General features: G+C 60.1%; 26 protein-coding genes. 23 read left to right on the top strand and 3 right to left on the bottom strand.

Translation table 11 applies throughout. The annotated features are described in order from the left end of the window. Positions 1-122: 122 nt before the first annotated feature. The 21 genes from rpmF to nagZ all read left to right on the top strand — a co-directional run bounded on the left by rpmF (position 123) and on the right by nagZ (position 18,782). Entirely contained in the window at positions 123-305 is a 183-nt protein-coding gene (gene rpmF, locus RF819_RS05695; protein WP_078364078.1) for a 50S ribosomal protein L32, read from the top strand. Between the two features lie 126 nt (positions 306-431). Further along, entirely contained in the window at positions 432-1,481 is a 1,050-nt protein-coding gene (plsX, locus tag RF819_RS05690) for a phosphate acyltransferase PlsX (protein WP_078364077.1), read from the top strand. A 3-nt stretch (positions 1,482-1,484) separates the two neighbouring features. Next, positions 1,485-2,462 carry a beta-ketoacyl-ACP synthase III gene (locus tag RF819_RS05685; RefSeq protein WP_078364076.1) on the top strand — a complete coding sequence of 326 codons (978 nt, stop codon included), beginning with the start codon at positions 1,485-1,487 and terminating at the stop codon, positions 2,460-2,462. Between the two features lie 71 nt (positions 2,463-2,533). Then, positions 2,534-3,490 carry an ACP S-malonyltransferase gene (fabD, locus tag RF819_RS05680; RefSeq protein ID WP_078364075.1) on the top strand — a complete coding sequence of 319 codons (957 nt, stop codon included), beginning with the start codon at positions 2,534-2,536 and terminating at the stop codon, positions 3,488-3,490. Between the two features lie 4 nt (positions 3,491-3,494). Then, positions 3,495-4,244: a 3-oxoacyl-ACP reductase FabG gene (gene fabG, locus RF819_RS05675; RefSeq protein ID WP_078364074.1), complete on the top strand. Its 750-nt coding sequence runs from the start codon at positions 3,495-3,497 to the stop codon at positions 4,242-4,244. A gap of 83 nt (positions 4,245-4,327) precedes the next feature. Next, on the top strand, positions 4,328-4,567 hold the full coding sequence (acpP, locus tag RF819_RS05670; RefSeq protein WP_078364073.1) for an acyl carrier protein: 240 nt from the start codon (positions 4,328-4,330) through the stop codon (positions 4,565-4,567). A 139-nt stretch (positions 4,568-4,706) separates the two neighbouring features. Further along, positions 4,707-5,954: a beta-ketoacyl-ACP synthase II gene (gene fabF / locus RF819_RS05665; protein WP_078364072.1), complete on the top strand. Its 1,248-nt coding sequence runs from the start codon at positions 4,707-4,709 to the stop codon at positions 5,952-5,954. Positions 5,955-5,997: 43 nt separating this feature from the next. Further along, positions 5,998-6,453, top strand: coding sequence for a hypothetical protein (locus RF819_RS05660; protein ID WP_078364071.1), 456 nt, complete (start codon positions 5,998-6,000; stop codon positions 6,451-6,453). Beyond that, on the top strand, positions 6,450-7,094 hold the full coding sequence (gene rpoE, locus RF819_RS05655; RefSeq protein WP_078366790.1) for an RNA polymerase sigma factor RpoE: 645 nt from the start codon (positions 6,450-6,452) through the stop codon (positions 7,092-7,094). Before RF819_RS05660 ends, rpoE begins: the two co-directional genes overlap by 4 nt. A 57-nt stretch (positions 7,095-7,151) precedes the next feature. Further along, on the top strand, positions 7,152-7,766 hold the full coding sequence (locus tag RF819_RS05650) for a sigma-E factor negative regulatory protein (protein WP_078364070.1): 615 nt from the start codon (positions 7,152-7,154) through the stop codon (positions 7,764-7,766). Then, positions 7,763-8,776, top strand: a complete 1,014-nt coding sequence (locus tag RF819_RS05645) for a MucB/RseB C-terminal domain-containing protein (RefSeq protein ID WP_242472889.1) — start codon at positions 7,763-7,765, stop codon at positions 8,774-8,776. The genes RF819_RS05650 and RF819_RS05645 overlap by 4 nt, the downstream gene beginning before the upstream one ends. A 43-nt stretch (positions 8,777-8,819) precedes the next feature. Continuing rightward, a complete protein-coding gene (locus tag RF819_RS05640; protein WP_078364069.1) occupies positions 8,820-10,286 on the top strand; it encodes a DegQ family serine endoprotease in 1,467 nt (488 codons plus the stop codon). A 225-nt stretch (positions 10,287-10,511) separates the two neighbouring features. Further along, positions 10,512-12,323, top strand: a complete 1,812-nt coding sequence (lepA, locus tag RF819_RS05635) for a translation elongation factor 4 (protein ID WP_078364068.1) — start codon at positions 10,512-10,514, stop codon at positions 12,321-12,323. Continuing rightward, positions 12,323-13,288 carry a signal peptidase I gene (gene lepB / locus RF819_RS05630; protein ID WP_078364067.1) on the top strand — a complete coding sequence of 322 codons (966 nt, stop codon included), beginning with the start codon at positions 12,323-12,325 and terminating at the stop codon, positions 13,286-13,288. Before lepA ends, lepB begins: the two co-directional genes overlap by 1 nt. Before the next feature lie 13 nt (positions 13,289-13,301). After that, the gene (locus RF819_RS05625; protein WP_078364066.1) at positions 13,302-13,655 is read left to right on the top strand and encodes a DUF4845 domain-containing protein; all 354 of its coding nucleotides are present in this window, start codon (positions 13,302-13,304) and stop codon (positions 13,653-13,655) included. A gap of 21 nt (positions 13,656-13,676) precedes the next feature. Next, entirely contained in the window at positions 13,677-14,363 is a 687-nt protein-coding gene (gene rnc / locus RF819_RS05620; RefSeq protein WP_078364065.1) for a ribonuclease III, read from the top strand. Positions 14,364-14,455: 92 nt separating this feature from the next. Beyond that, a complete protein-coding gene (gene era, locus RF819_RS05615) occupies positions 14,456-15,391 on the top strand; it encodes a GTPase Era (protein WP_242472917.1) in 936 nt (311 codons plus the stop codon). A gap of 304 nt (positions 15,392-15,695) precedes the next feature. After that, the gene (recO, locus tag RF819_RS05610) at positions 15,696-16,445 is read left to right on the top strand and encodes a DNA repair protein RecO (protein ID WP_078364063.1); all 750 of its coding nucleotides are present in this window, start codon (positions 15,696-15,698) and stop codon (positions 16,443-16,445) included. After that, positions 16,442-17,218 (top strand): pyridoxine 5'-phosphate synthase, encoded by a 777-nt coding sequence (locus tag RF819_RS05605; RefSeq protein ID WP_078364062.1) that lies wholly within the window; start codon positions 16,442-16,444, stop codon positions 17,216-17,218. Before recO ends, RF819_RS05605 begins: the two co-directional genes overlap by 4 nt. 26 nt (positions 17,219-17,244) lie before the next feature. After that, positions 17,245-17,640: a holo-ACP synthase gene (gene acpS, locus RF819_RS05600; protein ID WP_078364061.1), complete on the top strand. Its 396-nt coding sequence runs from the start codon at positions 17,245-17,247 to the stop codon at positions 17,638-17,640. A gap of 59 nt (positions 17,641-17,699) precedes the next feature. Next, the gene (gene nagZ, locus RF819_RS05595; RefSeq protein ID WP_078364060.1) at positions 17,700-18,782 is read left to right on the top strand and encodes a beta-N-acetylhexosaminidase; all 1,083 of its coding nucleotides are present in this window, start codon (positions 17,700-17,702) and stop codon (positions 18,780-18,782) included. 3 nt (positions 18,783-18,785) lie between these two features. Here nagZ and RF819_RS05590 read toward each other — a convergent pair whose 3' ends face one another. Then, a complete protein-coding gene (locus RF819_RS05590) occupies positions 18,786-19,013 on the bottom strand; it encodes a hypothetical protein (protein ID WP_078364059.1) in 228 nt (75 codons plus the stop codon). A 168-nt stretch (positions 19,014-19,181) separates the two neighbouring features. Here RF819_RS05590 and RF819_RS05585 point away from each other — a divergent pair, with 168 nt between their 5' ends. Then, positions 19,182-19,544, top strand: a complete 363-nt coding sequence (locus tag RF819_RS05585; protein ID WP_078364058.1) for a translation initiation factor Sui1 — start codon at positions 19,182-19,184, stop codon at positions 19,542-19,544. Positions 19,545-19,563: 19 nt separating this feature from the next. Beyond that, on the top strand, positions 19,564-19,770 hold the full coding sequence (locus RF819_RS05580; protein WP_078364057.1) for a DUF3820 family protein: 207 nt from the start codon (positions 19,564-19,566) through the stop codon (positions 19,768-19,770). A gap of 45 nt (positions 19,771-19,815) precedes the next feature. On the opposite strand, the gene RF819_RS05575 is transcribed toward RF819_RS05580, so the two are convergent. Both RF819_RS05575 and RF819_RS21875 read right to left on the bottom strand, forming a co-directional pair. Continuing rightward, positions 19,816-20,742 (bottom strand): DMT family transporter, encoded by a 927-nt coding sequence (locus tag RF819_RS05575; protein WP_078364056.1) that lies wholly within the window; start codon positions 20,740-20,742, stop codon positions 19,816-19,818. A gap of 294 nt (positions 20,743-21,036) precedes the next feature. Continuing rightward, the gene (locus RF819_RS21875) at positions 21,037-22,785 is read right to left on the bottom strand and encodes a methyl-accepting chemotaxis protein (protein WP_078364055.1); all 1,749 of its coding nucleotides are present in this window, start codon (positions 22,783-22,785) and stop codon (positions 21,037-21,039) included. Positions 22,786-22,809 lie beyond the last annotated feature (24 nt).

Below are 22,809 nucleotides of genomic sequence, written 5' to 3'. Positions count from 1 at the left end.
CTGGCTAGCCGAATGGCTCGTGATCGGTTATACTCTACAGCTTTTGCGCAGATGAACTGCGTGTATCTCAATAACCCAAAGTTGCCTTCTCAAAGGCGGCTTACAGTCTGAAGGAGCGGAACATGGCCGTCCAACAAAACAAGAAGTCACCTTCCAAGCGCGGTATGCACCGTTCACACAACGCCCTCGTGGTGCCCGGCATTGCTGTCGAGTCCACCACCGGTGAAATTCACCTGCGTCACCACATCAGCCCCACCGGTTTTTACCGTGGTCGCAAGGTGCTCAAGACCAAGTCTGAGGCTTAAACCCGATTTAAACGCATCCAGGCCCGAGGCTACCTTTGTGTGTAGCCTCGGGCCTTTGCATTTGTGATTTGGTTTTGTTGTTTGTTTTTCGCTGTTTTTTTTGAAGCTTGCTGGCTTTAGCTATCCATGATCACTATTGCTGTTGACTGCATGGGAGGTGACCACGGCCCCCGTGTCACTTTGCCCGCCTGTAGCCGCTTTCTGGAAACACATCCTGATGCGGCCTTGATCATGGTCGGTTTGCCTGAGAGTTTGCGTGGCTACAACCATCCGCGGGCCACTGTGGTGCTGGCCAGCGAGGTGGTCACCATGGATGACCCGCTGGAGGTGGCGCTGCGTCGCAAGAAGGATTCGTCCATGCGGGTGGCCATCACCCAGGTGAAAGACGGTGCGGCCCAGGCTGTGGTGTCGGCGGGCAACACCGGCGCCTTGATGGCGATCTCGCGTTATGTCCTGAAAACCCTGGATGGTATTGATCGCCCGGCCATCGCCGGTCAAATTCCCAATGCCAAGGGCTTGGGCACCACGGTGCTGGACATGGGGGCCAATGTGGATTGCACCGCTGAGCACTTGGTGCAGTTTGCGGTGATGGGTTCGGCCCTGGTATCGGTGCTCAGTGGCAACGAAAACCCCTCGGTGGGTTTGCTCAACATTGGTGAGGAAGCCATCAAGGGCAACGAAGTCATCAAAAAAACCGGTGAGTTGCTGCGCATCGCCTCTCAGACCGGTGATCTCAATTTCTATGGCAATGTCGAAGGCAATGATATTTTCAAGGGCACGGCCGACATTGTGGTGTGTGATGGTTTTGTGGGCAATGTGGCTCTCAAGGCCAGCGAAGGCCTGGCCGGGATGATTGTGGACTTTTTGCGCAAAGAGTTTTCTCGCAATATCTTCACAAAAGCAGCAGCATTGGTTGCGTATCCGGTGATATCAGCGCTTAAAAAGCGCATGGACCATCGCCGTTATAACGGCGGCGCCTTGTTGGGTTTGCGTGGCCTGGTGTTTAAGAGCCATGGTTCAGCCGACGATCTGGCGTTTGGTTATGCCCTGACGCGGGCGTATGATGCGGCCCGCAACGATTTGTTGGAGCGGGTTCGGGTGCGTATTGCGCACGCTGCGCCCCTGTTGGCGCCAGTTGAAGCACGTTTGCCGACTGAAGCCGCTGTATTGGTTTGATTTATGAACACTTACGCACGTATTACCGGCACCGGCAGTTATCTGCCACCGAATCGCCTGACCAATGCCGAGCTGGTCGCACAGTTGGCCATACAGGGCATCGAGTCCAGTGATGAATGGATTGTCGAGCGCACCGGCATCCGTGCCCGGCACTTCATTGACCCTGAGATGAGTTGCAGCGACATGGCCTTGTTGGCCTGTCAGCGGGCGCTGGAGGCAGCAGGCCGTCAGGCCCAGGACATCGACCTGATCATCGTGGCGACCTCAACGCCGGACATGGTGTTTCCGTCGACCGCCACCATCCTGCAGGGCAAATTGGGAGCCCATGGTGGTGCCGCATTTGATGTGCAGGCGGTGTGCAGTGGTTTTATTTATGCGCTGACGGTGGCGGACGCTTTGCTCAAGTCTGGCGCGGCGACCAAGGCGTTGGTGGTGGGCTCCGAAGTGTTTTCCCGGATCCTGGATTTCAAGGACCGCACCACCTGTGTCTTGTTTGGTGACGGCGCCGGTGCTGTGGTGCTGGAAGCCTCCGCCGAGGCGGGCATTCTGGCCACTGACATCCATGCGGACGGCAAATACACCGATATTCTGTGTGTGCCAGGGCATGTCTCGGGCGGGCAAATACAGGGTTTGCCGCTGTTACGCATGGATGGCCAGGCAGTTTTTAAACTCGCCGTGAATGTGTTGGACCAGACTGCCCGCGCGGTGCTGGCCAAGGCAGGCAAGACAGAGGCCGACATCGACTGGCTGGTGCCACATCAGGCCAATATCCGCATCATGCAAAGCACCGCACGAAAGCTCAAATTGTCGCTGGACAAGGTGGTGGTCACAGTGGACCAGCATGGCAACACCTCGGCCGCGTCGATCCCGCTGGCACTCGACACCGCCGTGCGCGCGGGTCAGATCAAGCCCGGTCAGACGGTACTGCTCGAAGGGGTGGGTGGTGGATTCACCTGGGGCTCGGTGCTTTTAAAGTTGTAGCTATCGGTCCTTATTCAATAAGGGCTTGAGGCAGATTTGTCATATATCTCTGAAACTTTTCCGTGACATTTATGAAACCATTTGCTTTTGTATTTCCGGGTCAGGGTTCGCAGTCGGTCGGCATGCTGGACGGCTGGGCCGATCATCCGCAGGTGCGGGCTGCCGTGGCCGAGGCTTCGGACGCCCTGCATGAAGATGTGGGTCTGTTGATCAAGGAAGGCCCCAAGGAGGCGCTGGCGCTCACCACCAACACCCAGCCGGTGATGCTGGTGGCGGGTGTGGCGGCCTACCGCGTCTGGATGGCCGAAGTGGGTGTGGCGCCTGCTGCGGTGGCCGGGCATTCACTGGGTGAATATTCCGCGTTGGTGGCCTCGGGGGTGCTGACGCTGTCGCAAGCCGCGCCTCTGGTGCGCTTTCGGGCCCAGGCGATGCAGGAAGCCGTGCCTGTTGGTGTGGGAGCCATGGCGGCCATCCTAGGCACGGAAGCTGCCAAAGTGATTGCTGTCTGTGCAGAGGTGACGGGGTCTTTTGGCCAAAACACCGCCGAGGTGGTGGAGGCGGTCAACTTCAACGACCCTGGCCAGACCGTGATTGCCGGTTCCAAGGCTGCGGTGGACCAGGCCTGTGTGGCGCTCAAGGCCCAGGGCGCCAAGCGTGCCTTGCCCTTGCCAGTGTCGGCGCCTTTCCACTCCAGCCTGATGCAACCAGCGGCCCTGAAACTCAAGGACCAACTCGACACCGTCGCATTTGCGGTGCCGCAGATCCCGGTGGTCAACAACATCGACGTGGCGGTGGAGTCCGATCCACAACGTATCCGCGACGCGCTGGTGCGCCAGGCGTTTGGCCCGGTGCGCTGGGTCGAAGTGGTGCAGGCCCTGCAAGCCCGTGGTTTGTCCACCTTGGTCGAATGTGGTCCCGGCAAGGTCTTGGCTGGTATGGCCAAACGTATTGCGCCCGACCTGGCGGGTCTGGCGTTGTTCGATGCCGCCTCTCTGGCGGACGTCAAAACAAGTCTTTTGGAAGCCTGAATTCATGAGTGAACCTACATTTCAAGGCCAGGTGGCCCTGGTTACCGGCGCCTCGCGCGGCATTGGCGCGGCGATTGCACTGCAATTGGCCCAGCAAGGCCTCAAGGTGATTGGCACCGCCACCACCGACGACGGCGCCGCCAAAATCAGCCAGGCCCTGGCAGCGTTTGATGGCTGCAGTGGCAAAACCCTCAATGTCAACGATGCGCCCGGCGTGGATGCCCTGATCGACGACATCGTCAAAACCCACGGTGGCTTGCAGATTCTGGTCAACAACGCGGGGATCACCCGCGACAACCTGACCATGCGCATGAAAGACGAGGAATGGGATGCGGTGCTCGACACCAATCTCAAGGCCGTGTTCAGAATGAGCCGCGCTGTCATGCGGACCATGATGAAGCAGCGTTATGGCCGCATCATCAGCATCACCTCGGTGGTGGGGGCCTCCGGCAATCCGGGTCAGGCCAATTACGCCGCTGCCAAGGCCGGTGTGGCGGGCATGACCCGTGCGCTGGCGCGTGAGTTGGGTTCGCGCAACATCACCGTCAACTGCATTGCCCCGGGGTTCATCGAAACCGACATGACCGCCGGTCTGCCCGAGGAACAGCACAAAGCCCTGATGGGGCAGATCCCCTTGGGCCACCTGGGCAAACCAGCCGACATCGCCCATGCGGTGGCTTATCTGGCGTCTCCCCAGGCAGCGTATGTCACCGGCCAGGAATTGCATGTCAATGGTGGCATGTTCATGGCGTGATCGGTGTATAAACAGAAGCCATCCAGCCGACATATCCGTCCGGTTAAAATGACGGATCTTTTTACAACCCTTTGAGGGAACTCATGAGCGATATTGAAGCACGCGTTAAAAAAATCATTGCCGAACAACTCGGTGTGGAAGAGTCACAAGTGACCAATGAAAAAGCCTTTGTGGCTGATCTGGGTGCCGACTCGCTCGACACCGTGGAGTTGGTGATGGCGCTCGAAGACGAGTTCGGCATTGAAATCCCTGACGAAGATGCTGAAAAGATCACCACGGTGCAAAACGCTGTGGATTACGCCACAACGCACAAAAAAGCGTAATGAACCCAAGCGCGGCGCCCCAGGGTGCCGCTTCGCTGCAGGGGTGTTTGACACCACCGGGCAGCGTCACCATTTCACAGCCTGATGCCTGCGCAAGGCATCAGGCTTTTTACAGACGAACCACTGACTGCTTATTCTTATGTCCCGTCGTCGCGTAGTTGTCACCGGTCTCGGTTGTGTCAGTCCCGTTGGAAACACGGTCGACACCACTTGGGCGAATCTGCTGGCTGGTCAATCGGGTGTGGGCCTGATCACCAAGTTTGATGCTTCCACTTTCAGCTGCAAGATCGCAGCCGAGGTCAAAGGGTTTGACATTGAAGCCTACATGAGCGCCAAGGAAGCGCGCACCATGGACACCTTCATCCACTTTGGTATTGCTGCTGCTGAGCAGGCCGTCGCTGATGCGGGTCTGCCCCGGGGTGATGCCTTGAGTGAAGAACTCGCCACGCGCATTGGCTGCGTCATTGGTTCGGGCATTGGTGGTCTGCCGATGATCGAGAGCATGCACGCCGAGTACATGCAGCGCGGTGCGCGTCGTATTTCGCCGTTTTTTGTGCCTTCCACCATTGTCAACATGATCGCCGGTCATGTGTCGATCCGCTGCGGCTTCAAAGGCCCGAATCTGGCCATCGTGACAGCTTGCACCACCGGTTTGCACTGCATTGGTCAGGCCGGGCGCATGATCGAGTACGGTGACGCCGATGTGGTGGTTGCCGGTGGCGCTGAGGCCACCATTTCCCCGCTGGGTGTGGGTGGTTTTGCCGCGATGCGTGCCCTGAGCACCCGCAACGATGATCCAGCCACCGCCTCGCGCCCCTGGGACCGTGACCGCGACGGTTTTGTGCTGGGTGAGGGTGCCGGTGTGATGGTGCTCGAAGAGTACGAACACGCCAAGGCCCGTGGTGCCAAGATTTACGCCGAACTCGCCGGTTTTGGCATGAGTGGGGATGCCGGTCACATGACCGCTCCCAACATGGACGGCCCGCGCCGTGCCATGCTGATGGCCATGCAGAACGCCGGTGTCAACGCCGACCAGGTCAACTACGTCAACGCCCACGGCACCTCGACCCCGTTGGGTGACACCAATGAGTCCAACGCCATCAAGGCGGCGCTCGGTGATCACGCCAAGAAGGTGGTGGTCAATTCCACCAAGTCGATGACTGGCCACTTGTTGGGTGGCGCGGGTGGTCTGGAATCGGTGGTGACCGTGCTGGCGCTGCACCACCAGAAGAGCCCGCCGACCATGAACATCTTCAACCAGGACCCGGACTGCGACCTGGACTACTGCGCCAACACGGCGCGTGACATGAAGATCGACGTGGCCATCAAGAACAACTTTGGTTTTGGTGGCACCAACGGCTCGTTGGTGTTCAAGCGCGCTGCTTGATCCCACTGACTGCGGGATTCGCCTCTTCCAGCCATTTTTTCTGATGCACAGCGCCCCAGCGGTCAGCTACCCGGTGGGGCGTTCGTCTTTCTACGGCGCTGTGCTGGCTGGGCTTCATGGTTTGGGTGCCTGCGTGCTGATGGCCTGGGCGGTGAATACCGACACACCCAGGCTGGGGCATCTGCTGGGCGGCTTGCTTTGGTTGAGCAGCCTGGTGCTGGCCCTGTGGTCCTGGCGGCACACGCCAAGCGGCACCCTCACCTGGGACGGCCAGCAATGGATCTGGACGCTGGGGGATCTGTCGCACCCCGTGACCCTGCGGGTGACGCTGGACCTGCAACACCTGATACTGATGCAATTGCGCGCCCAGGACGCGCCCACGCAGTGGGTCTGGCTAGAACGCTCGGCCGCACCTGTCCGCTGGCGAGCCTGTCGGCGTGCGGTGTTTGCGCGCCAGCCTGCACAGCCGGCCGCTGATGCCGATTGGGTGGCGCCATGACCCTCCACACACCGACGCCGGGCGCGGCCACGCCACGCGAGCCTGACAGTGATCTGGTGCTGGTTGAGCGCGCGCAGGCCGGTGACCAGCGGGCGTTTGAGTTGCTGGTCATCAAATACCAACGCCGGGTGGAGCGGCTGATTGGCCGCATGGTGCGCGATGTGGACCTGGTCGAAGACATTGCCCAGGAAACCTTCATCCGGGCCTACCGGGCCTTGCACCAGTTTCGTGGTGATGCCCAGTTCTACACCTGGCTCTATCGCATTGCGGTCAACACGGCCAAGAAATTTCTGCTCGAATTGAAGAGAGACCCCACCGTCTCGGACAGCGCGCTGGCGCCCAAGGACGATGAGGATGAAACTTTCCGGCCCAAAAACGAACCAAGCACAGACGAGACACCGGAGTCGGTGTTGGCGGCCAAGGAAATTGGCCAGGCGGTGAGCCAGGCGCTGGCCGAGTTGCCGGACGATTTGCGTCAGGCCATCAGTTTGCGGGAGATGGATGGTTTGACTTACGAAGACATTGCCCAACTGATGGCGTGTCCGATTGGCACCGTGCGTTCGCGGATTTTCCGGGCACGTGAGGCCATTTCTGTCAAGGTGCGTCCGCTGCTTGAACGGCAGACCGGTAAACGTTGGTAAGGGGTGTGAACATGAAGCAGTTGGAACGGTTTGAACAAAACAGGGGCGAGGTACCTCATGTCTGATCACACGCAACACAACAGCGAAAGGCTGTCCGCCCTGATGGATGGGGCGCTGGAGGGCGATGATCTGGCGCGCGCGCTGGACGCGTTCACCACCGATGTCTCGGTGGATGACACCTGGGATACCTACCATCTCGTGGGCCAAGCGATGCGTGCCTCTTCTGAACCTTTGCAAGCGCACGACCCGGCTTTTCTGGCGCACTTGCGCTTGCGGCTGGCCGAAGAAACTCCTGAATCAGTAGCTGTCAGCCCTTTACCAATAAGGGCTGAAGGCCAAAAAGTCTTTAAAGAAGCGGCCAACGATCCCTGGTGGCGGCGTGTTGCCGGTTTGGCCTCGGTGGCCGTCGTGGGGCTGCTGGCCTGGCAGGGGCTGGTTTGGATAGGGCCGGGTCAACCAAACGAGGCGACGCTGGCGCAGCAATCTGCGTCACCCGAGACCAGGGGGACACCGCAGGCGCTGGTCAGTGCCGATGGTGGCTCGCCGCTCATGATCCGCGACCCGCAGCTCGACGCCTTGTTGGCTGCACATCGCCAGGTAGGCGGTGCCACCGCCTTGCAGATGCCAGCGGGTTTTCTGCGCAATGCCACCTTCAGCGAGGACAAACGTTGAGACCTTGGCGCGAGGCTGTTGTTGGCTTGCTGGTGGCGCTGACCCAGTTCGGGCTGGCGGCACAACCCGCAACGCCTGCACCACCGGCCGAGGCCCCTGGCGCGAACATCGAGCGCTGGCTGGTACGCCTGCATGAGGCGCCACGCAACCGTGCCTATGTCGGCACCTTTGTGGTCACCGCTGGCAGCGACATGTCAAGCGCACGCATCTGGCATGTGGGGGAGGGTGAACGCCAGATGGAGCGGGTCGAATCCCTGACCGGCACGGCACGCACCACTTTTCGACGCAACGATGAGGTCGTCACCTTTTTGCCCGCGAGCCGCACCGTGGTGCATGAAACGCGCGAGGCGTTGGGCCTGTTTCCCAACCTGCTGAAAAAAGCCGATGCCTCGGTGCCCCGCTATTACCGGCTGCGCAGCGTCGGCCAGGGCCGTGTGGCCGGGTTGGAGGCGGACATTGTGCAGCTGCTGCCGGTGGATGTGCTGCGTTTTGGTTACCAGATCTGGACCGAGCAAAAAACCGGTCTGATGCTCAAGTTACAAACCCTGGACCCCAGTGGCAAGGTGCTGGAACAGGCGGCTTTTTCAGAGCTGCAGCTCGAGGCGCCGGTGAGCATGGCCAAGCTCAAGGCCTTGATGGACAACACCCAGGGTTACCAGGTGGTCAGCCCGCATCTGTTCAAGACCACAGCGCAAGAGGAGGGCTGGGAGCTTGGCTCTGCCGTCCCCGGCTTTGCGCCGATGCGTTGTTACCGGCGTGGTGAGGGGGCTGCTGCGCCTGGGCGCAGTGCCTTGCAGTGTGTTTATTCCGACGGTCTGGCCTCGGTGTCCCTGTTTGTGGAGCCGTTTGAGCCCAACCGCCATGCGCGCATGTTGTCGGCCCATCCGCTGTCGCTGGGGGCCACCAGCCTGCGCGTACGCCAGGTCGGGCCGTGGTGTATGACGGCGGTGGGTGAGGTGCCGTCGCAGACCTTGGACCGCTTGATGCAAGCCTTTGAAAAAAAACGCTGAACCCCCAGATATGTTGTTGTTTTGTTCTCAGAAAAGGTCAGACATGATGCACTTGAATTGGAAACGCTTGTATGCCTGTGTCTTCAGCGGCGCGTTGATGGCCACGGCCCTCACCACCCTGGTGCCCACCACGTCAGCCTGGGCGCAGGCTGCCAGCTTGCCGGATTTTGCCGATCTGGTGGAGCGCACCAGTCCCTCGGTGGTGAACATCCGCACGCTGGAGAAAGTCAGCGCGGCCACGGATCAGGCGCCGCAAATGGACGAAGACATGCTGGAGTTTTTCCGTCGTTTTGGCATCCCCATCCCTAACATGCCACGCCAGGCGCCGCGCAACCAGCCACAGCAACCGCGTGATGAAGAGCAGCCGCGTGGTGTGGGTTCGGGCTTCATCCTGACGGCCGACGGCATGATCATGACCAATGCCCATGTGGTTGAAGGTGCTGACGAGGTGGTGGTGACCCTGACCGACAAGCGCGAGTTCAAGGCCAAGATCATTGGTTCCGACAAACGCAGCGATGTGGCGGTGGTCAAGATCGAGGCCGCCGGCCTGCCGGCCGTCAAGGTCGGTGACGTGGGGCGCTTGCGCGTGGGGGAATGGGTGGTGGCGATTGGCTCCCCCTTTGGCCTGGAAAACACCGTGACCGCAGGCATTGTGAGCGCCAAACAGCGTGACACCGGTGACTACCTGCCCTTCATCCAGACCGATGTGGCCATCAACCCGGGCAACTCGGGCGGGCCGTTGATCAACATGCGTGGTGAGGTGGTGGGCATCAACAGCCAGATTTATTCGCGTTCGGGCGGCTCCATGGGCATCTCTTTCTCGATCCCGATCGACGAGGCGGTGCGTGTCAGTGAGCAGTTGCGTGCCACCGGCAAGGTGACACGGGGCCGTATCGGGGTGCAGATTGACCAGGTGTCCAAAGAGGTGGCCGAGTCGATTGGCCTGGGCAAACCGCAAGGCGCTTTTGTTCGAGCGGTGGAAGCTGGTGCACCTGCCGACAAGGCCGGTATTGAGGCGGGTGACATCATCATCAAATTTGATGGCAAGGCGGTGGAGAAGTCTTCGGACTTGCCGCGCATGGTGGGTAACACCAAACCCGGCACCAAGAGCACCCTCACGGTGTTTCGTCGTGGTGCCACCAAGGAGATTGCGGTGACGATTGCCGAGATCGAGCCGGACAAACCCGCTGTTAAGGCCAATTCCAAATCGGCCAAGCCGCCCAAAACCTCTGCGGCGCAAAGCTTGGGGCTGGTGGTGTCTGATCTGAACGAGGCAGCCCGCAAGGAGCTGGGTGGCAAAGGAGGGGTGCGTGTTGAGAGTGCCACCGATGCTGCGGCCCGTGCCGGTTTGCGTGAGGGCGACATCATTGTGGCGCTGGCCAATGTGACGGTGAGCAATATGCAGGAGTTTGACTCGGTGTTGGCCAAGCTCGACAAAAACAAGCCGCTCAGTGTGTTGTTCCGCCGTGGTGAATGGTCGCAGTACACCGTGATCCGGCCTCTGAAATGATGTGTACAACCGGTGCACAAGCTTGGGACAAGCTGTGACCAGGCCCTCGCACCGGTTGCCGATCTGGCGCCCCCGGGCCATGCGCTCGGGACGTTGCGCTTTTTCCTTACAATACAGCCCCGGCTCTCTTTGAGGCCGTCAGAAACTTGGACCAGGGCGCGTCGTTGAAGACCGCGCCCTTTTTTCTGTTCCCACGTTTTTCACTCACTTTGTCGGTTTGCCCGAATGAATCACATCAGAAACTTTTCGATCATTGCCCATATTGACCACGGCAAGTCAACGCTGGCTGATCGCCTGATCCAGCGCTGCGGTGGCCTGCAGGAGCGCGAGATGGAAGCCCAGGTGCTGGACTCGATGGACATCGAGAAAGAGCGCGGCATCACCATCAAAGCCCAGACGGCAGCCTTGCAGTACAAGGCCAAGGACGGCAAGACCTACAACCTGAACTTGATCGACACCCCCGGCCACGTGGACTTTTCCTACGAGGTGAGCCGTTCGCTGTCGGCCTGTGAAGGCGCCCTGCTGGTGGTGGACGCCAGCCAGGGGGTGGAGGCGCAAACCGTGGCCAACTGCTACACCGCGCTCGACCTCGGTGTGGAAGTGGTGCCGGTGCTCAACAAGATCGACTTACCCAATGCCGACCCGGACAACGCCCGCTCGGAAATTGAAGATGTGATTGGCATTGACGCTGCAGATGCAATCGTCTGCTCGGCCAAAACCGGTCTGGGCATCGACGACATCCTGGAGGCGGTGGTGGCGCGTGTGCCCGCACCCAAAGGTAATCCTGACGCCGCTTTGCGTGCCATGATCATCGACAGCTGGTTTGACAGTTATGTCGGTGTGGTGATGCTGGTGCGAGTGGTTGATGGCCGTCTGGCCAAGGGCGAGCGCATCAAGATGATGGCCACCGGCACCACCTACAACGCCGATAGCCTGGGTGTGTTCACCCCAGCCAACCAGCCCCGTGAGGCGCTCGAAGCCGGTGAGGTGGGTTACATCATTGCTGGTATTCGCGAGTTGCAAGCGGCTAAGGTGGGTGACACCATCACCCTGATCCGCCCCGGCACCGGTGGTGCAGCGGCGACTGCGACCGAGCCCTTGCCCGGTTTCAAGGAAATCCAGCCCCAGGTGTTTGCTGGTCTGTACCCGACCGAAGCGAACCAGTACGAAGGCCTGCGCGATAGCCTGGAGAAACTCAAACTCAACGACGCGTCACTGCATTACGAACCCGAGGTGTCACAAGCACTCGGTTTTGGCTTCCGCTGCGGCTTTTTGGGTCTGTTGCACATGGAAATTGTGCAGGAACGCCTGGAGCGTGAGTTTGACCAGGACCTGATCACCACCGCGCCCAGCGTGGTCTACCAGGTGGTGCAGGCCGATGGCACCGTCAAGATGGTGGAGAACCCGTCCAAGATGCCCGATCAGGGCCGTCTGGAAGAAATCCGCGAACCCATCGTTACCGTGCACCTGTACATGCCACAGGAGTATGTGGGCCCAGTGATGACCCTGGCCAACCAGAAGCGTGGTGTGCAGATGAACATGGCCTACAAAGGCCGCCAGGTGGTCTTGACCTACGAGATGCCGCTCGGTGAGATCGTGATGGACTTCTTTGACAAGCTCAAGAGTGTCTCGCGCGGTTACGCGTCGATGGACTATGAGTTCAAGGAGTACCGCACTGCCGACGTGGTCAAGGTCGACATCCTGCTCAACGGCGAGAAGGTCGATGCCTTGTCGATCATCGTGCACCGTTCACAGTCGGTCTACCGGGGCCGTGCGGTGGTGGGCAAGATGCGTGAGGTGATCTCGCGCCAGATGTACGACGTGGCGATCCAGGCCGCCATCGGGGCCAACGTGATAGCCCGTGAGACAATCAAAGCGCTGCGCAAGAACGTGATCGCCAAGTGTTATGGCGGTGACATTTCGCGCAAACGCAAGCTGCTTGAGAAACAAAAAGAAGGCAAAAAACGCATGAAGCAAATTGGCTCGGTCGAGGTGCCCCAAGAGGCATTCCTGGCCATTTTGAAGGTGGATGCGTGATGCAAGCTCTGACTTCCCTGGTTCTGGCTACTTTTGTCGCCTACATCGGCGCCTGGTATGTGGGTTTGGTCGAAGGCAACTTTGCCCTGCTGCTGTTTTTGGCCACGCTGGTCACCGGCATCTACTGGCTGGCCGAGCGTTTTTACTTTCTGCCACAGCGCCAACACGCCGCTGCTGAGTTGGAGGTACAAACCCTCAAGCGCAACGAAGAGCTGAGCAAACTGGGCATCAGCCAGGTCGATGGCAATGTGACCGAAGCCAAGGCCAAGTTGTTGGCCCAGCCCTGGTGGCTGGATTGGACCGCGGGCCTGTTCCCGGTGATCATTGCGGTGTTTGTGCTGCGCTCGTTCCTGTTTGAGCCGTTCAAGATCCCCTCGGGTTCAATGATCCCAACCCTCCTGGTGGGCGACCTGATCCTGGTCAACAAGTTTGAATACGGCCTGCGCCTGCCGGTGCTCAACACCAAGATCACCGAAGGCACTGCCCCCAAACGCGGTGATGTGATGGTGTTCCGTTACCCGCCCAAACCGAGCCTGGACTACATCAAGCGTGTGGTGGGTGTGCCGGGTGATGAAGTGGCTTACCTGAACAAACGCCTCACCATCAATGGCAAAGTTCTTGAGACCAACGCGGTGCCCGAGTTTTTTGACGAAGACAGCATGCGTTACTTCAAGCAGTTTGAGGAAAACCTGGGCAGCGTCAAACACCGTGTGCTCAACGACGACAGTCGCCCGGCCTTTGTGCCCGGCGCCGATGAGTTCCAGTTCAAGCAGAACTGCCAGTACAGCGTCGAAGGTGTGGTGTGCAAGGTGCCTGAGGGCCACTACTTCATGATGGGTGACAACCGCGACAACTCGCTGGATTCGCGTTACTGGGGGTTCGTTCCTGACAAGAACATCGTTGGCAAGGCATTTTTTGTCTGGATGAACTTTGGTAACCTCAAACGTATTGGTTCCTTCAATTGATCAGGAGACATCCATGACGCGCTTCGTCACATCAGGTCAACGGGGTTTCTCGTTCATCGGCTTTCTGTTTGTGGCTGCGGTGCTGGCTGTGACCGGTGTGGTGGTGGCGCAGATCATTCCCACGGCGATTGAATACCAGGCGGTGCTCAAGGCTGCACAAAAGGCGGCTGAAGGTAACACGGTGGTCGAAGTGCGCAGCATTTTTGACAAGGCCGCAGCCATTGACAACATCAGTTCGGTCAGCGGCAAGGACATCGATGTCACCAAAGAAAACGACAAGGTGGTGGTGAGTTTTGCCTACCAGCGTGAAATCCACCTGGCTGGCCCGGCCTATCTGACGATGAAATATGCGGGTCGATCCAAATAAAACCAACACCGGGGTGCGGGTTTGAGCGCCGACTTGGCAGCGTTGCAACAACGCCTGCAGTACACCTTCTCAGACCTGAGCCTGCTCAAACTGGCCACGACACACCGCAGTTATTCTGCAGACCACAACGAGCGTTTGGAGTTTCTGGGGGACTCTGTGCTGGGCATGTGTGTGGCGGACCTCTTGTACCAGCGCCTGAGTGCGCTGCCCGAAGGCGATTTGTCACGGGTGCGGGCCGGTCTGGTGCGCCAGGAAGCCCTGCACCCGCTGGCGGTGAAACTGGGTTTGCCCGAGGTGTTGTTGCTGGGTGAGGGCGAATTGCGCTCCGGCGGGCAAAAGCGCCCATCCATTCTGGCGGATGCGCTGGAGGCGGTGATTGGTGCGGTGTATCTGGATGGGGGTTTTGCGGCAGCACAAGCCTTGGTCAAGCGGCTCTATGCATCGCATGAGATCAGCCCGGCCATGGCCGCTATGGGCAAAGACCCCAAAACCGAGTTGCAGGAATGGCTGCAAGCCCGGCGTATGAAAGTGCCCAGTTACAAGGTGCTGAGCACCCTGGGTGCGGCCCACAAGCAGACCTTTGAGGTCGAATGCGAAATTGCTGAAATGCATCTGAGCGCGCGGGGTTCTGGCGGTACCCGTCGCGCGGGTGAACAAGCCGCCGCCACCGCCATGTTGCACACACTCAAAACCAAAGGCGCCCAATGAGCACTACAAAAAACAAAGCTACTGAGCCAGACGACACGGGGGCTACAACCCCAAATGACTTGGAAGCGATGCTGGCTGGCCTGCACCGCGACATGCGCCCGGCCGGACCGCAGCAAGCGCCGGTTGAGGGCCAGCGCTGTGGCCTGATCGCCATCGTGGGCAAGCCCAATGTGGGCAAGTCGACCCTGCTCAATGCGCTGGTGGGGCAAAAGATCAGCATCACCTCGCGCAAGGCACAAACCACACGCCACCGCATCACCGGCATGCACACCGTGGGGCCAACGCAGTATGTGTTTGTCGACACCCCCGGTTTTCAGACCATCCACGGCAATGCACTCAACAAATCACTCAATAAGACGGTGGTGGGTGCGGTGGCCGATGTGGACCTGATTCTGTTTGTGGTGGAGGCGGGTAGCTTCACCCCGGCCGATGCACGGGTGCTGGCGCTGCTGGGCAAGAACATCCCAACTTTGCTGATCGCCAACAAACTCGACAACGTACACCGCCGTGGCGACATCGCGCCCTGGCTGCAGGAGATGCAGGCCAAACACGCCTTCACCGAGTTTGTGCCGATGTCGGCCAAAAACAGCAAGGACATCGAGCGCCTGCTCGACATCTGCGCCAAGTATCTGCCCGAACAAGCCTGGTGGTACGCCGCTGACGAGCTGACCGATCGCAGCGAACGTTTCATGGCCAGCGAGATGGTGCGCGAAAAGTTGTTCCGCCTGACCGGTGACGAGTTGCCCTACACCTCCACCGTGGTGATCGACAAATTTGACGAAGAGCCACCGGCCAAGAAAGGCCAGAAACGCCTGTTACGTATCGCCGCGACCATTGTGGTGGAGCGTGATGGCCACAAGGCGATGGTGATTGGTGACAAGGGCGAGCGTATCAAACGCATTGGCATGGAAACCCGTGTCGAACTCGAGAAACTGCTGGACTGCAAGGTGTTCATCGAGATGTGGGTCAAGGTGCGCTCTGGCTGGGCCGACGACGAGGCGCGTGTGCGCTCGTTCGGTTACGAATAGGCCTGCGGCGGGCTAGTGTATGGGGGCCCAAAGTAACAAGGCGGCTTGCGCCGCCTTGTATCGCCGTTCGCCGTTGGTCGGGTCATCCGATCAGACCGTTGATGGCGTAAGGCATCAGAGGGACCAGGCTGATGGCCGCAACGGCCCACATAACAGCACGATCCAGATTTCGCAGCTTGGCTTCATTCATGATGTACTCTCCTGGTTAAAAATTGAACTAACGAGTCACAAATATACCTTGTGTTTATTTTTGGTAATTTCCAGGACGGATTTTTACCCATGATTCTTTTGGGGCTTTTTCCCGGTGGCCAGCAAACGCATCTCTGACGAACCCGCCTTTGTGCTGCACCGGTATGACTGGAGCGAAACCAGCCTGATCCTGGAGGTGTTCACGCGCCACCATGGGCGTCTGGCGCTGGTGGCCAAAGGCGTGAAACGGCCGAGTTCGAGCTTTCGCCCGATCCTGCTGCCGCTGCAACCCTTGCATCTGGCCTTTGGTGGCGATGCCGAGATCAAAACCCTCAAAGCCGCCGAGTGGCAAGGTGGCCACGTTATGCCCACGGGTGACGCGCTGATGTCGGGTTATTACCTCAACGAGTTGCTGCTGAACCTGTTGGCGCGTGAAGACCCACACCCCGCGTTGTTTGACCTGTATGCCAACGTGGTGGCGGTGATTGCCAGCGAACACGGCGAGGTGCTGGAATCGGCCCTGCGTGCGTTCGAGTTGCTGCTGCTGCGCGAGGTGGGCTTGCTGCCGCTGCTCGACGCCCAAACCATGACGCTGCTGGCCTTGCACCCTGAAGAGTCTTACAGCCTGGTGCCCGAAGGTGGCCTGCGCCAGGCCGGTGAGGGTGACCGCGCCAGTTTGACCGGTGCGCAGTGGGCCACGCTGCAGCAAGTGTTGGGCGCACGCGTGGCCTTCACCACCGTGCTGCGCGCCTGTGCCGAGGTGGCCTCAGCGCTCAAGCCGCAGCTGCGCAAGCTGCTCAATTACCATTGCGGGGTGAGTGCCCTGCGCACCCGCCAAGTGATGATTGATTTGCAAAACCTATGAAAACCACCGCACTGTCTGTCAACCTCAACAAAGTCGCCACCGTGCGCAACACCCGCCACCTGGGGATTCCCAGCCTGACCCGCGCTGCCACCCTGTGTTTACAAGCCGGTGCCCATGGCATCACCGTGCACCCGCGCCCAGATGAGCGCCACATCCGCGGCACCGACGTGACCGAGCTGGGTACCTTGTTGCAAGCCTGGCCCGATCGTGAATACAACATCGAAGGCAACCCTTTGCACAACCTGATGGACGTGGTGGGGAATCTGGTGGCGCTCAAACTGCCGGTGCACCAGGTGACCTTTGTGCCCGATGGCGAGGGCCAGTTCACCAGTGACCACGGCTGGACGTTTCCGCAAGATGCGGCGCGGCTCAAGCCGCTGATCGACCAGGCCCATGCCTGGGGTGTGCGCGTGAGCCTGTTCATGGATGCCGAGCCCGAGGCCATGGCGGCCGCCAAGGCGGTGGGGGCGGATCGGGTAGAGCTCTACACAGAGCCTTATGCCGCCGCCTGGGGCACAGCGCAGCAAGCCACACAGCTGGCGCGTTTTGCCCGCGCTGCCCAAGCCGCGCTGGACGCTGGCCTGGGTGTCAACGCCGGCCATGACCTCAGCCGCGACAACCTCAGCGCCTTTGTGAGCCAGGTGCCTGGCATCAGCGAGGTGTCGATCGGCCACGCGCTGATTGCCGACGCGCTGGAGCTCGGTTACGAGGCCACGATCAAGGACTACCTGCGCTGCATTGCCCAGGCGGCCCCGCAGTATCGCGCGGGCTGAGCCTCACCCCACCCAAGACGCGCCCCATGATCTACGGCATTGGTACAGACATCTGCGACGTGCGGCGCATCCAGGCCAGTCTGGCGCGCCACGGTGAGCGTTTTGCCAAGCGGGTGCTCTCCGAGGCTGAATACGCCACCTGGCAGGCGCGCAGCCAGCGCTGGCCCGAGCGCGGTGTGCGTTACCTGGCCACCCGCTTCAGCGCCAAGGAATCGTTCTCCAAAGCCATTGGTCTGGGCATGGTGATGCCGATGACCTGGCGCCACTGTGAAATAACCAACCTGCCCAGTGGCCAGCCGATGATTGTGTTGCACGGTGCGTTGAGAGACTGGTTTGACAGCCGGGGTTTAAGTGCGCACATTACCGTGACCGACGAGACCGATTACGCCGCCAGCTTCTGCGTTGTGGAAGTGAAGGGTTAAATTGGCCTCTAGCCCATATTACATAAGGGCTGGTAGCTATCAAAAATAAGGAATATTCCATGAACTTTCATGCCCCCCTGATCATCGACATCGCCGGAACTGAACTCTCCAAAGTCGACAAAAAGCGTCTGAAGCACCCGCTGGTGGGGGGCCTGATTCTGTTTGCCCGCAACTGGGAGAGCCGCGAGCAGCTCACCGAGTTGTGCCGCAGCATCAAAAAGGTCCGCAAAGACCTGCTGATCTGTGTTGACCACGAAGGCGGCCGGGTGCAGCGCTTCAAGACCGACGGCTTCACCCATCTGCCCCCGATGTCGGCGCTGGGCGCCTTGTGGCGCCACCCCAGCAAGGCGCAAGAGGGCGCAGCGGCGATGTACGCCACGGCAGCCGCCACCGCCTGTGGGTATGTGCTGGGCGCCGAATTGCGCGCCTGTGGCATCGACTTGAGCTTCACCCCGGTGCTGGATCTGGACCACGGCGTCAGCGGTGTCATTGGTGACCGCGCCTTCGATGCTGACGCGCGGGTGGTCAGCCTGCTGGCCAAGAGTTTGATGTATGGCCTGCTACAAGCGGGCATGGCCAACTGCGGCAAACACTTTCCTGGTCACGGTTATGTGCAGGCCGACTCCCACACCGACATCCCGGTCGACACCCGCAGCCTGCAGGCCATCCTCAAGGACGACGCCGCGCCTTACCAGTGGCTGGGCAACAGCCTGTCCAGCGTCATGCCCGCGCATGTGGTTTACCCCAGGGTGGACACCCGCGCCGCCGGGTTCTCCAGCAAATGGCTCAACGACATCCTGCGTGGCCAGCTGGGTTTCACCGGCGTGATCTTCAGCGACGATTTGTCCATGGCGGGCGCCCGGGTGATTGACGGCCAAGCCGTCAGCACCACCCAGGCCGCGCTGGCCGCGCTGAATGCGGGTTGTGACCAGGTGCTCTTATGCAACCAGTCGCTGGGAGACGGTGCCGAGATTGATGCCCTGATTGACGGACTGACCAAGGCCCATTACCGCGGCCACTGGCAGCCGCTGGACGCCAGCGAAGAGCGCCGCCTGGCGCTGTTGCCGCGTGGTCCGGCCACCGCCTGGGACGACCTGATGGTGCAGCCTGCCTACATGCAGGCGCTGGATCTGCTGCCCTGACGCTCAGGGCGAGCGGTGCAGCCGTGGCGCCGACAGCAGGGCGATCATGTCGGTGGTGGCGGCGTCCACATTCGGGTGGGCTTTGAGCAGCCCGCCGCTGGCCAGCAGCTTGCGCAAGTCCTGCAGGTCTTTCACGGTGGGGGCGACCTTGATCTGGGCAATCGCCGCAGTGCTGTTGCCGCCCTTGATCAGAGCCAGTACCTTGGGTGCCCAGATGCTTTGACGTGACATGCAGAATCTTCCTGTTGTTTTGAAAAAATAAACGTGATTTTGGCATCCAGCCCTTATTCTGATTGGGTCAGTCACTACACTAAACGAAGCATCTGACACGCCAGAGAGGTGCCGCGCTGGCACCGGTGTTGGACAATCACGGCTCCCCATTTTCACTCACCCGCTTTCATGATCTCCAAACCTTCCAGCGGCGGCCTGGTGTACAGCACCGACAGTGGCCGCATGTGCCCGGCCTGCCGTCATCCGGTGGCCTCTTGTGTGTGTACCAGCGCCAAAGCCCGGCCGGCGGGCGACGGCATTGTGCGTGTCTCGCGCGAGACCAAAGGCCGCGCTGGCAAAGGCGTCACCCTGGTCAAAGGGCTGGCGCTCGACGATGCGGCGCTGGTGGCCTTGGGCAAACAACTTAAAGCTGCCTGTGGCTCGGGTGGCACCGTGAAAGACGGCGTGATCGAGGTGCAGGGAGACCACTGCGAACGTGTGATGGCGTTGCTGCAGGCGCAGGGCCACAAGGTCAAACGCGCGGGTGGCTGAACCAACCCACCTCCACCCGATGAATCCCGAAGACCTGCAACTGCTGGTGACCCGCACCATGCCCTTTGGCAAACACAAGGGCCGCCTGATTGCCGACCTGCCGGGTGACTACCTGCGCTGGTTTGTCAACCAGGGCACACCCAAGGGCGAGATTGGCCGCCTGCTGACCCTCATGCACGAGATCGACCACAACGGTTTGTCTGATCTGCTCAAGCCGCTGCGCTGAGTGCCCATACCCTCCTGGCTGGGGCTGGGTACTGCTTGGCACACCTCAGGTGCCGCGGCTTTCCTTGGTCACCAGGAAAATGCCGGAGCACACCAGCACCAGGGCCAGCATGTTTTTCCACTCCAGAATGCTCTCACCCAGGAAGGCGGCGGACAGCAGGGCGCCAAACACCGGGATCAAGAAGTTGAAAATGGTCACCATCCCGACCCGGTTGTACTTGAGCAAAATGGTCCACAGGCCAAACGCCACCGAGGACATCAGCGCCAGGTAAAACAGCAGCGCCGAGGACTTCCAGGTGAAGCCGGTCAAGACCCCGCCAAACAGGTAACCCGCCAGCACCAGCACCACACCACCCAGCGCCAGTTGGTAGCCGGTCAGCACAATCGAATCCATGTCTTGCGAGACTTTTTTACCGTAAATCGAAGCCGCCGACAGGATGAAGGCCGCAATCACCACAAAACCTTCACCCAGCAGCGTGAACTGGAAGTCCAGCAGGCTCTTGTCGAAATTGACCACCATCACGCCCACAAAGCCCACCAGGCAGCCAATGGCCTTGTTCCAGCTCAGGCGGTCGTTTTTGTAGATGAAATGGGCCAGCAGCACACTGAAGAAGGTGCCGGTGGCGTTCATGATCGAGCCCTTGACGCCGGTGGTGTAGGCCAGGCCAATGTAGAAAAACACGTACTGCACCGCCGTCTGGGTCAGGCCCAGGGCGGTGATCTGGCGCAGCTTGTGCCAGCTCAGGTCAAAGATCGGGCGGCGTGTGGCCACTGCCATGAGCAGCAGCAACACACCGGCAATCACAAACCGGTAGCCGGCAAACACCATCTTGGTGGGAATGTCGTCGGCGGCAATGGCAAACAGCGCGTAGCCACTTTTGATGGCCGGGTAGGCACTGCCCCACAACATACAAGCAAAACACGCCAGCACAATCACCACGTTGCGCCGGGAAAAATACGGATGCGTTTCCAAAAGCTACCTAACTGGGTCGACTAGAACAGCCGAGGAGTGTAGTTGCTGACACGAAGCTTTCAGTTTGCCAGGGCGGTTATCGCGCCTGCTCTTGCGGCAGATCAAGCCTGCCCAGGTCTTTGCGCCGCCCGGTGGAGGCGGTGCTGGTCTGAAGAGTGGGTGTTGGCCACTAGCTTTTAAGTAGCTACCAGCCCTTTATCAATCAGGGCTGGAGGCCAATTTCTCTTCAACCTGCAGGTGGTGCGCTGGACGGCCGATGTCTGCCCTGACGCGGCTGAGGCACAGCCGCCCGAATCAGAAGCTCTCCCAATCCTGAGAACCACCCGCTTTGTTGTCGCTGTCATGGGTCAAGGCGGCTGCCTGGGGCGCTGCCTTGGTGGCGGCTTGGCGGCTGCTGGCGAGTTGCTTGGGGGTGTTGTGGCTGACCGGGGTGGCCAGACTGGGTGGTGGCGTGGGTGTTGCGGTTGCGTACCCGCTGTCCTGCCCCGCTGCCAGTTTGAACACCGCCACCGTGCCCACCAGGTCCTGCGCCTGGCTCTTGAGGCTGGATGCAGCCGCCGCCATCTCTTCGACCAAGGCTGCGTTTTGCTGGGTGGCCTGGTCCATCTGCTGGATGGCTTCACCCACCTGGCCTACACCCTGGCTTTGTTCGACGCTGGCGGCGCTGATCTCGCCCATGATGTCGTTGACCCGGCGAATGGAGGCCACGACCTCGGTCATGGTGGTACCGGCCTGATCGACCAAAGCTGTGCCTTGTTCAACGCGCTCCACACTGGCGCTGATCAGGGTCTTGATTTCTTTGGCGGCTTCGGCACTGCGCCCGGCCAGACTGCGCACCTCGCTGGCCACCACCGCAAAACCACGGCCCTGTTCACCCGCACGAGCGGCTTCGACAGCAGCATTCAACGCGAGGATGTTGGTCTGGAAAGCGATGCCATCGATCACGCTGATGATGTCGCTGATCTTGCGGCTCGATTCGTTGATGCCCTTCATGGTGTCGACCACCTGGGCGACGACTTCACCGCCCTTGATGGCCACCGAGCTGGCGTTTTGGGCGAGCTGGTTGGCTTGACGGGCGTTGTCGGCGTTTTGTTTGACGGTGGAGCCGAGTTCTTCCATGGAGGCGGCGGTTTGTTCCAGGGCGCTGGCCTGGGACTCGGTGCGTGAAGACAAGTCATGGTTGCCCTGGGCGATTTCGGCGCTGGCGGTGGAGACCGATTCGGAGCCCTGGCGCACGGTGCTGACAACCTTGACCAAAGCCGCTTGCATACGTGCCAGATTGGCCATGACGCTGCTGCTGTCGCCGCTGCGCAAGGGCAGACGCACGCTGAGGTCGCCATCAGCCACACGGGTCGCCACCTCGGACAGGGCGCGGGGCTCGGCACCCAGGGCGCGTGACAGGTCACGCGTGATCAGCCAGGCCACCGTGCCGCCAATCAGCAGCATCAGCGTGGCACAGACCACCATCAGGAGGGCATCTGCGGTTGCGGAGGCCATCGCCTCTTTGGCCAGACTGCTTGCCAGTTCGTCCTGCATTGCCCGTGAATCGTCCAGGGCCTTGAAAATCGGAATCTGCAAGGGAAGAACCTCCCCAATCAGCACGGCCCCCGCCCCGGTTTGTTGACCCTTTTCTGCCATGTCTATGACCCGGTCAATGGCGGCGTTGTAGGCGTCCCGTTTATCGCTGGTGATCTTCAGCAGTTCAACGGCTTTGGGAACGACGATTTCTTTTTCCAACTTGCTCTGGATATCTGCATTGACCGCACGCAGATCGGCAATTTTTTTCTTCTCACCTTCCTGGAAATCGGGGTCGTTGATGATGACGGCATTGCGCGCATAGAGAGCGGCGGCGTTGTAGTTGTCTTTTAGGGTGCTGAACTGTGACACCTTGACCATGCGCTCATTGGCCACCAGGTCCAACTGCGATGCCAGTGCGCGCATCTCCCACGCTGAAAAGGCGGCGATCACGATGCCGATCAGAATCACCAAACCAAAACCCAATGCCAGACGGGTGGCGATTTTTATGTTGCGTAAACTTGACAAGAAACTACTCCAAATAACGAAATA

It is taken from the genome of Rhodoferax fermentans (genome assembly GCF_002017865.1).
GTDB lineage: Bacteria > Pseudomonadota > Gammaproteobacteria > Burkholderiales > Burkholderiaceae_C > Rhodoferax > Rhodoferax fermentans.
The sequence above is the reverse complement of the archived record's forward strand: the minus strand, read 5'-3'. Positions and strand labels throughout refer to the sequence as shown.

What these genes read in the sequence shown, in the direction of transcription:
- rpmF (WP_078364078.1), top strand. Translation starts at nt 123, where the DNA reads ATGGCCGTCCAACAAAACAAGAAGTCACCTTCCAAGCGCGGTATGCAC.
- plsX (WP_078364077.1), top strand. Translation starts at nt 432, where the DNA reads ATGATCACTATTGCTGTTGACTGCATGGGAGGTGACCACGGCCCCCGT.
- RF819_RS05685 (WP_078364076.1), top strand. Translation starts at nt 1,485, where the DNA reads ATGAACACTTACGCACGTATTACCGGCACCGGCAGTTATCTGCCACCG.
- fabD (WP_078364075.1), top strand. Translation starts at nt 2,534, where the DNA reads ATGAAACCATTTGCTTTTGTATTTCCGGGTCAGGGTTCGCAGTCGGTC.
- fabG (WP_078364074.1), top strand. Translation starts at nt 3,495, where the DNA reads ATGAGTGAACCTACATTTCAAGGCCAGGTGGCCCTGGTTACCGGCGCC.
- acpP (WP_078364073.1), top strand. Translation starts at nt 4,328, where the DNA reads ATGAGCGATATTGAAGCACGCGTTAAAAAAATCATTGCCGAACAACTC.
- fabF (WP_078364072.1), top strand. Translation starts at nt 4,707, where the DNA reads ATGTCCCGTCGTCGCGTAGTTGTCACCGGTCTCGGTTGTGTCAGTCCC.
- RF819_RS05660 (WP_078364071.1), top strand. Translation starts at nt 5,998, where the DNA reads ATGCACAGCGCCCCAGCGGTCAGCTACCCGGTGGGGCGTTCGTCTTTC.
- rpoE (WP_078366790.1), top strand. Translation starts at nt 6,450, where the DNA reads ATGACCCTCCACACACCGACGCCGGGCGCGGCCACGCCACGCGAGCCT.
- RF819_RS05650 (WP_078364070.1), top strand. Translation starts at nt 7,152, where the DNA reads ATGTCTGATCACACGCAACACAACAGCGAAAGGCTGTCCGCCCTGATG.
- RF819_RS05640 (WP_078364069.1), top strand. Translation starts at nt 8,820, where the DNA reads ATGATGCACTTGAATTGGAAACGCTTGTATGCCTGTGTCTTCAGCGGC.
- lepA (WP_078364068.1), top strand. Translation starts at nt 10,512, where the DNA reads ATGAATCACATCAGAAACTTTTCGATCATTGCCCATATTGACCACGGC.
- lepB (WP_078364067.1), top strand. Translation starts at nt 12,323, where the DNA reads ATGCAAGCTCTGACTTCCCTGGTTCTGGCTACTTTTGTCGCCTACATC.
- RF819_RS05625 (WP_078364066.1), top strand. Translation starts at nt 13,302, where the DNA reads ATGACGCGCTTCGTCACATCAGGTCAACGGGGTTTCTCGTTCATCGGC.
- era (WP_242472917.1), top strand. Translation starts at nt 14,456, where the DNA reads ATGCGCCCGGCCGGACCGCAGCAAGCGCCGGTTGAGGGCCAGCGCTGT.
- RF819_RS05605 (WP_078364062.1), top strand. Translation starts at nt 16,442, where the DNA reads ATGAAAACCACCGCACTGTCTGTCAACCTCAACAAAGTCGCCACCGTG.
- acpS (WP_078364061.1), top strand. Translation starts at nt 17,245, where the DNA reads ATGATCTACGGCATTGGTACAGACATCTGCGACGTGCGGCGCATCCAG.
- nagZ (WP_078364060.1), top strand. Translation starts at nt 17,700, where the DNA reads ATGAACTTTCATGCCCCCCTGATCATCGACATCGCCGGAACTGAACTC.
- RF819_RS05590 (WP_078364059.1), bottom strand. Translation starts at nt 19,013, where the DNA reads ATGTCACGTCAAAGCATCTGGGCACCCAAGGTACTGGCTCTGATCAAG.
- RF819_RS05585 (WP_078364058.1), top strand. Translation starts at nt 19,182, where the DNA reads ATGATCTCCAAACCTTCCAGCGGCGGCCTGGTGTACAGCACCGACAGT.
- RF819_RS05580 (WP_078364057.1), top strand. Translation starts at nt 19,564, where the DNA reads ATGAATCCCGAAGACCTGCAACTGCTGGTGACCCGCACCATGCCCTTT.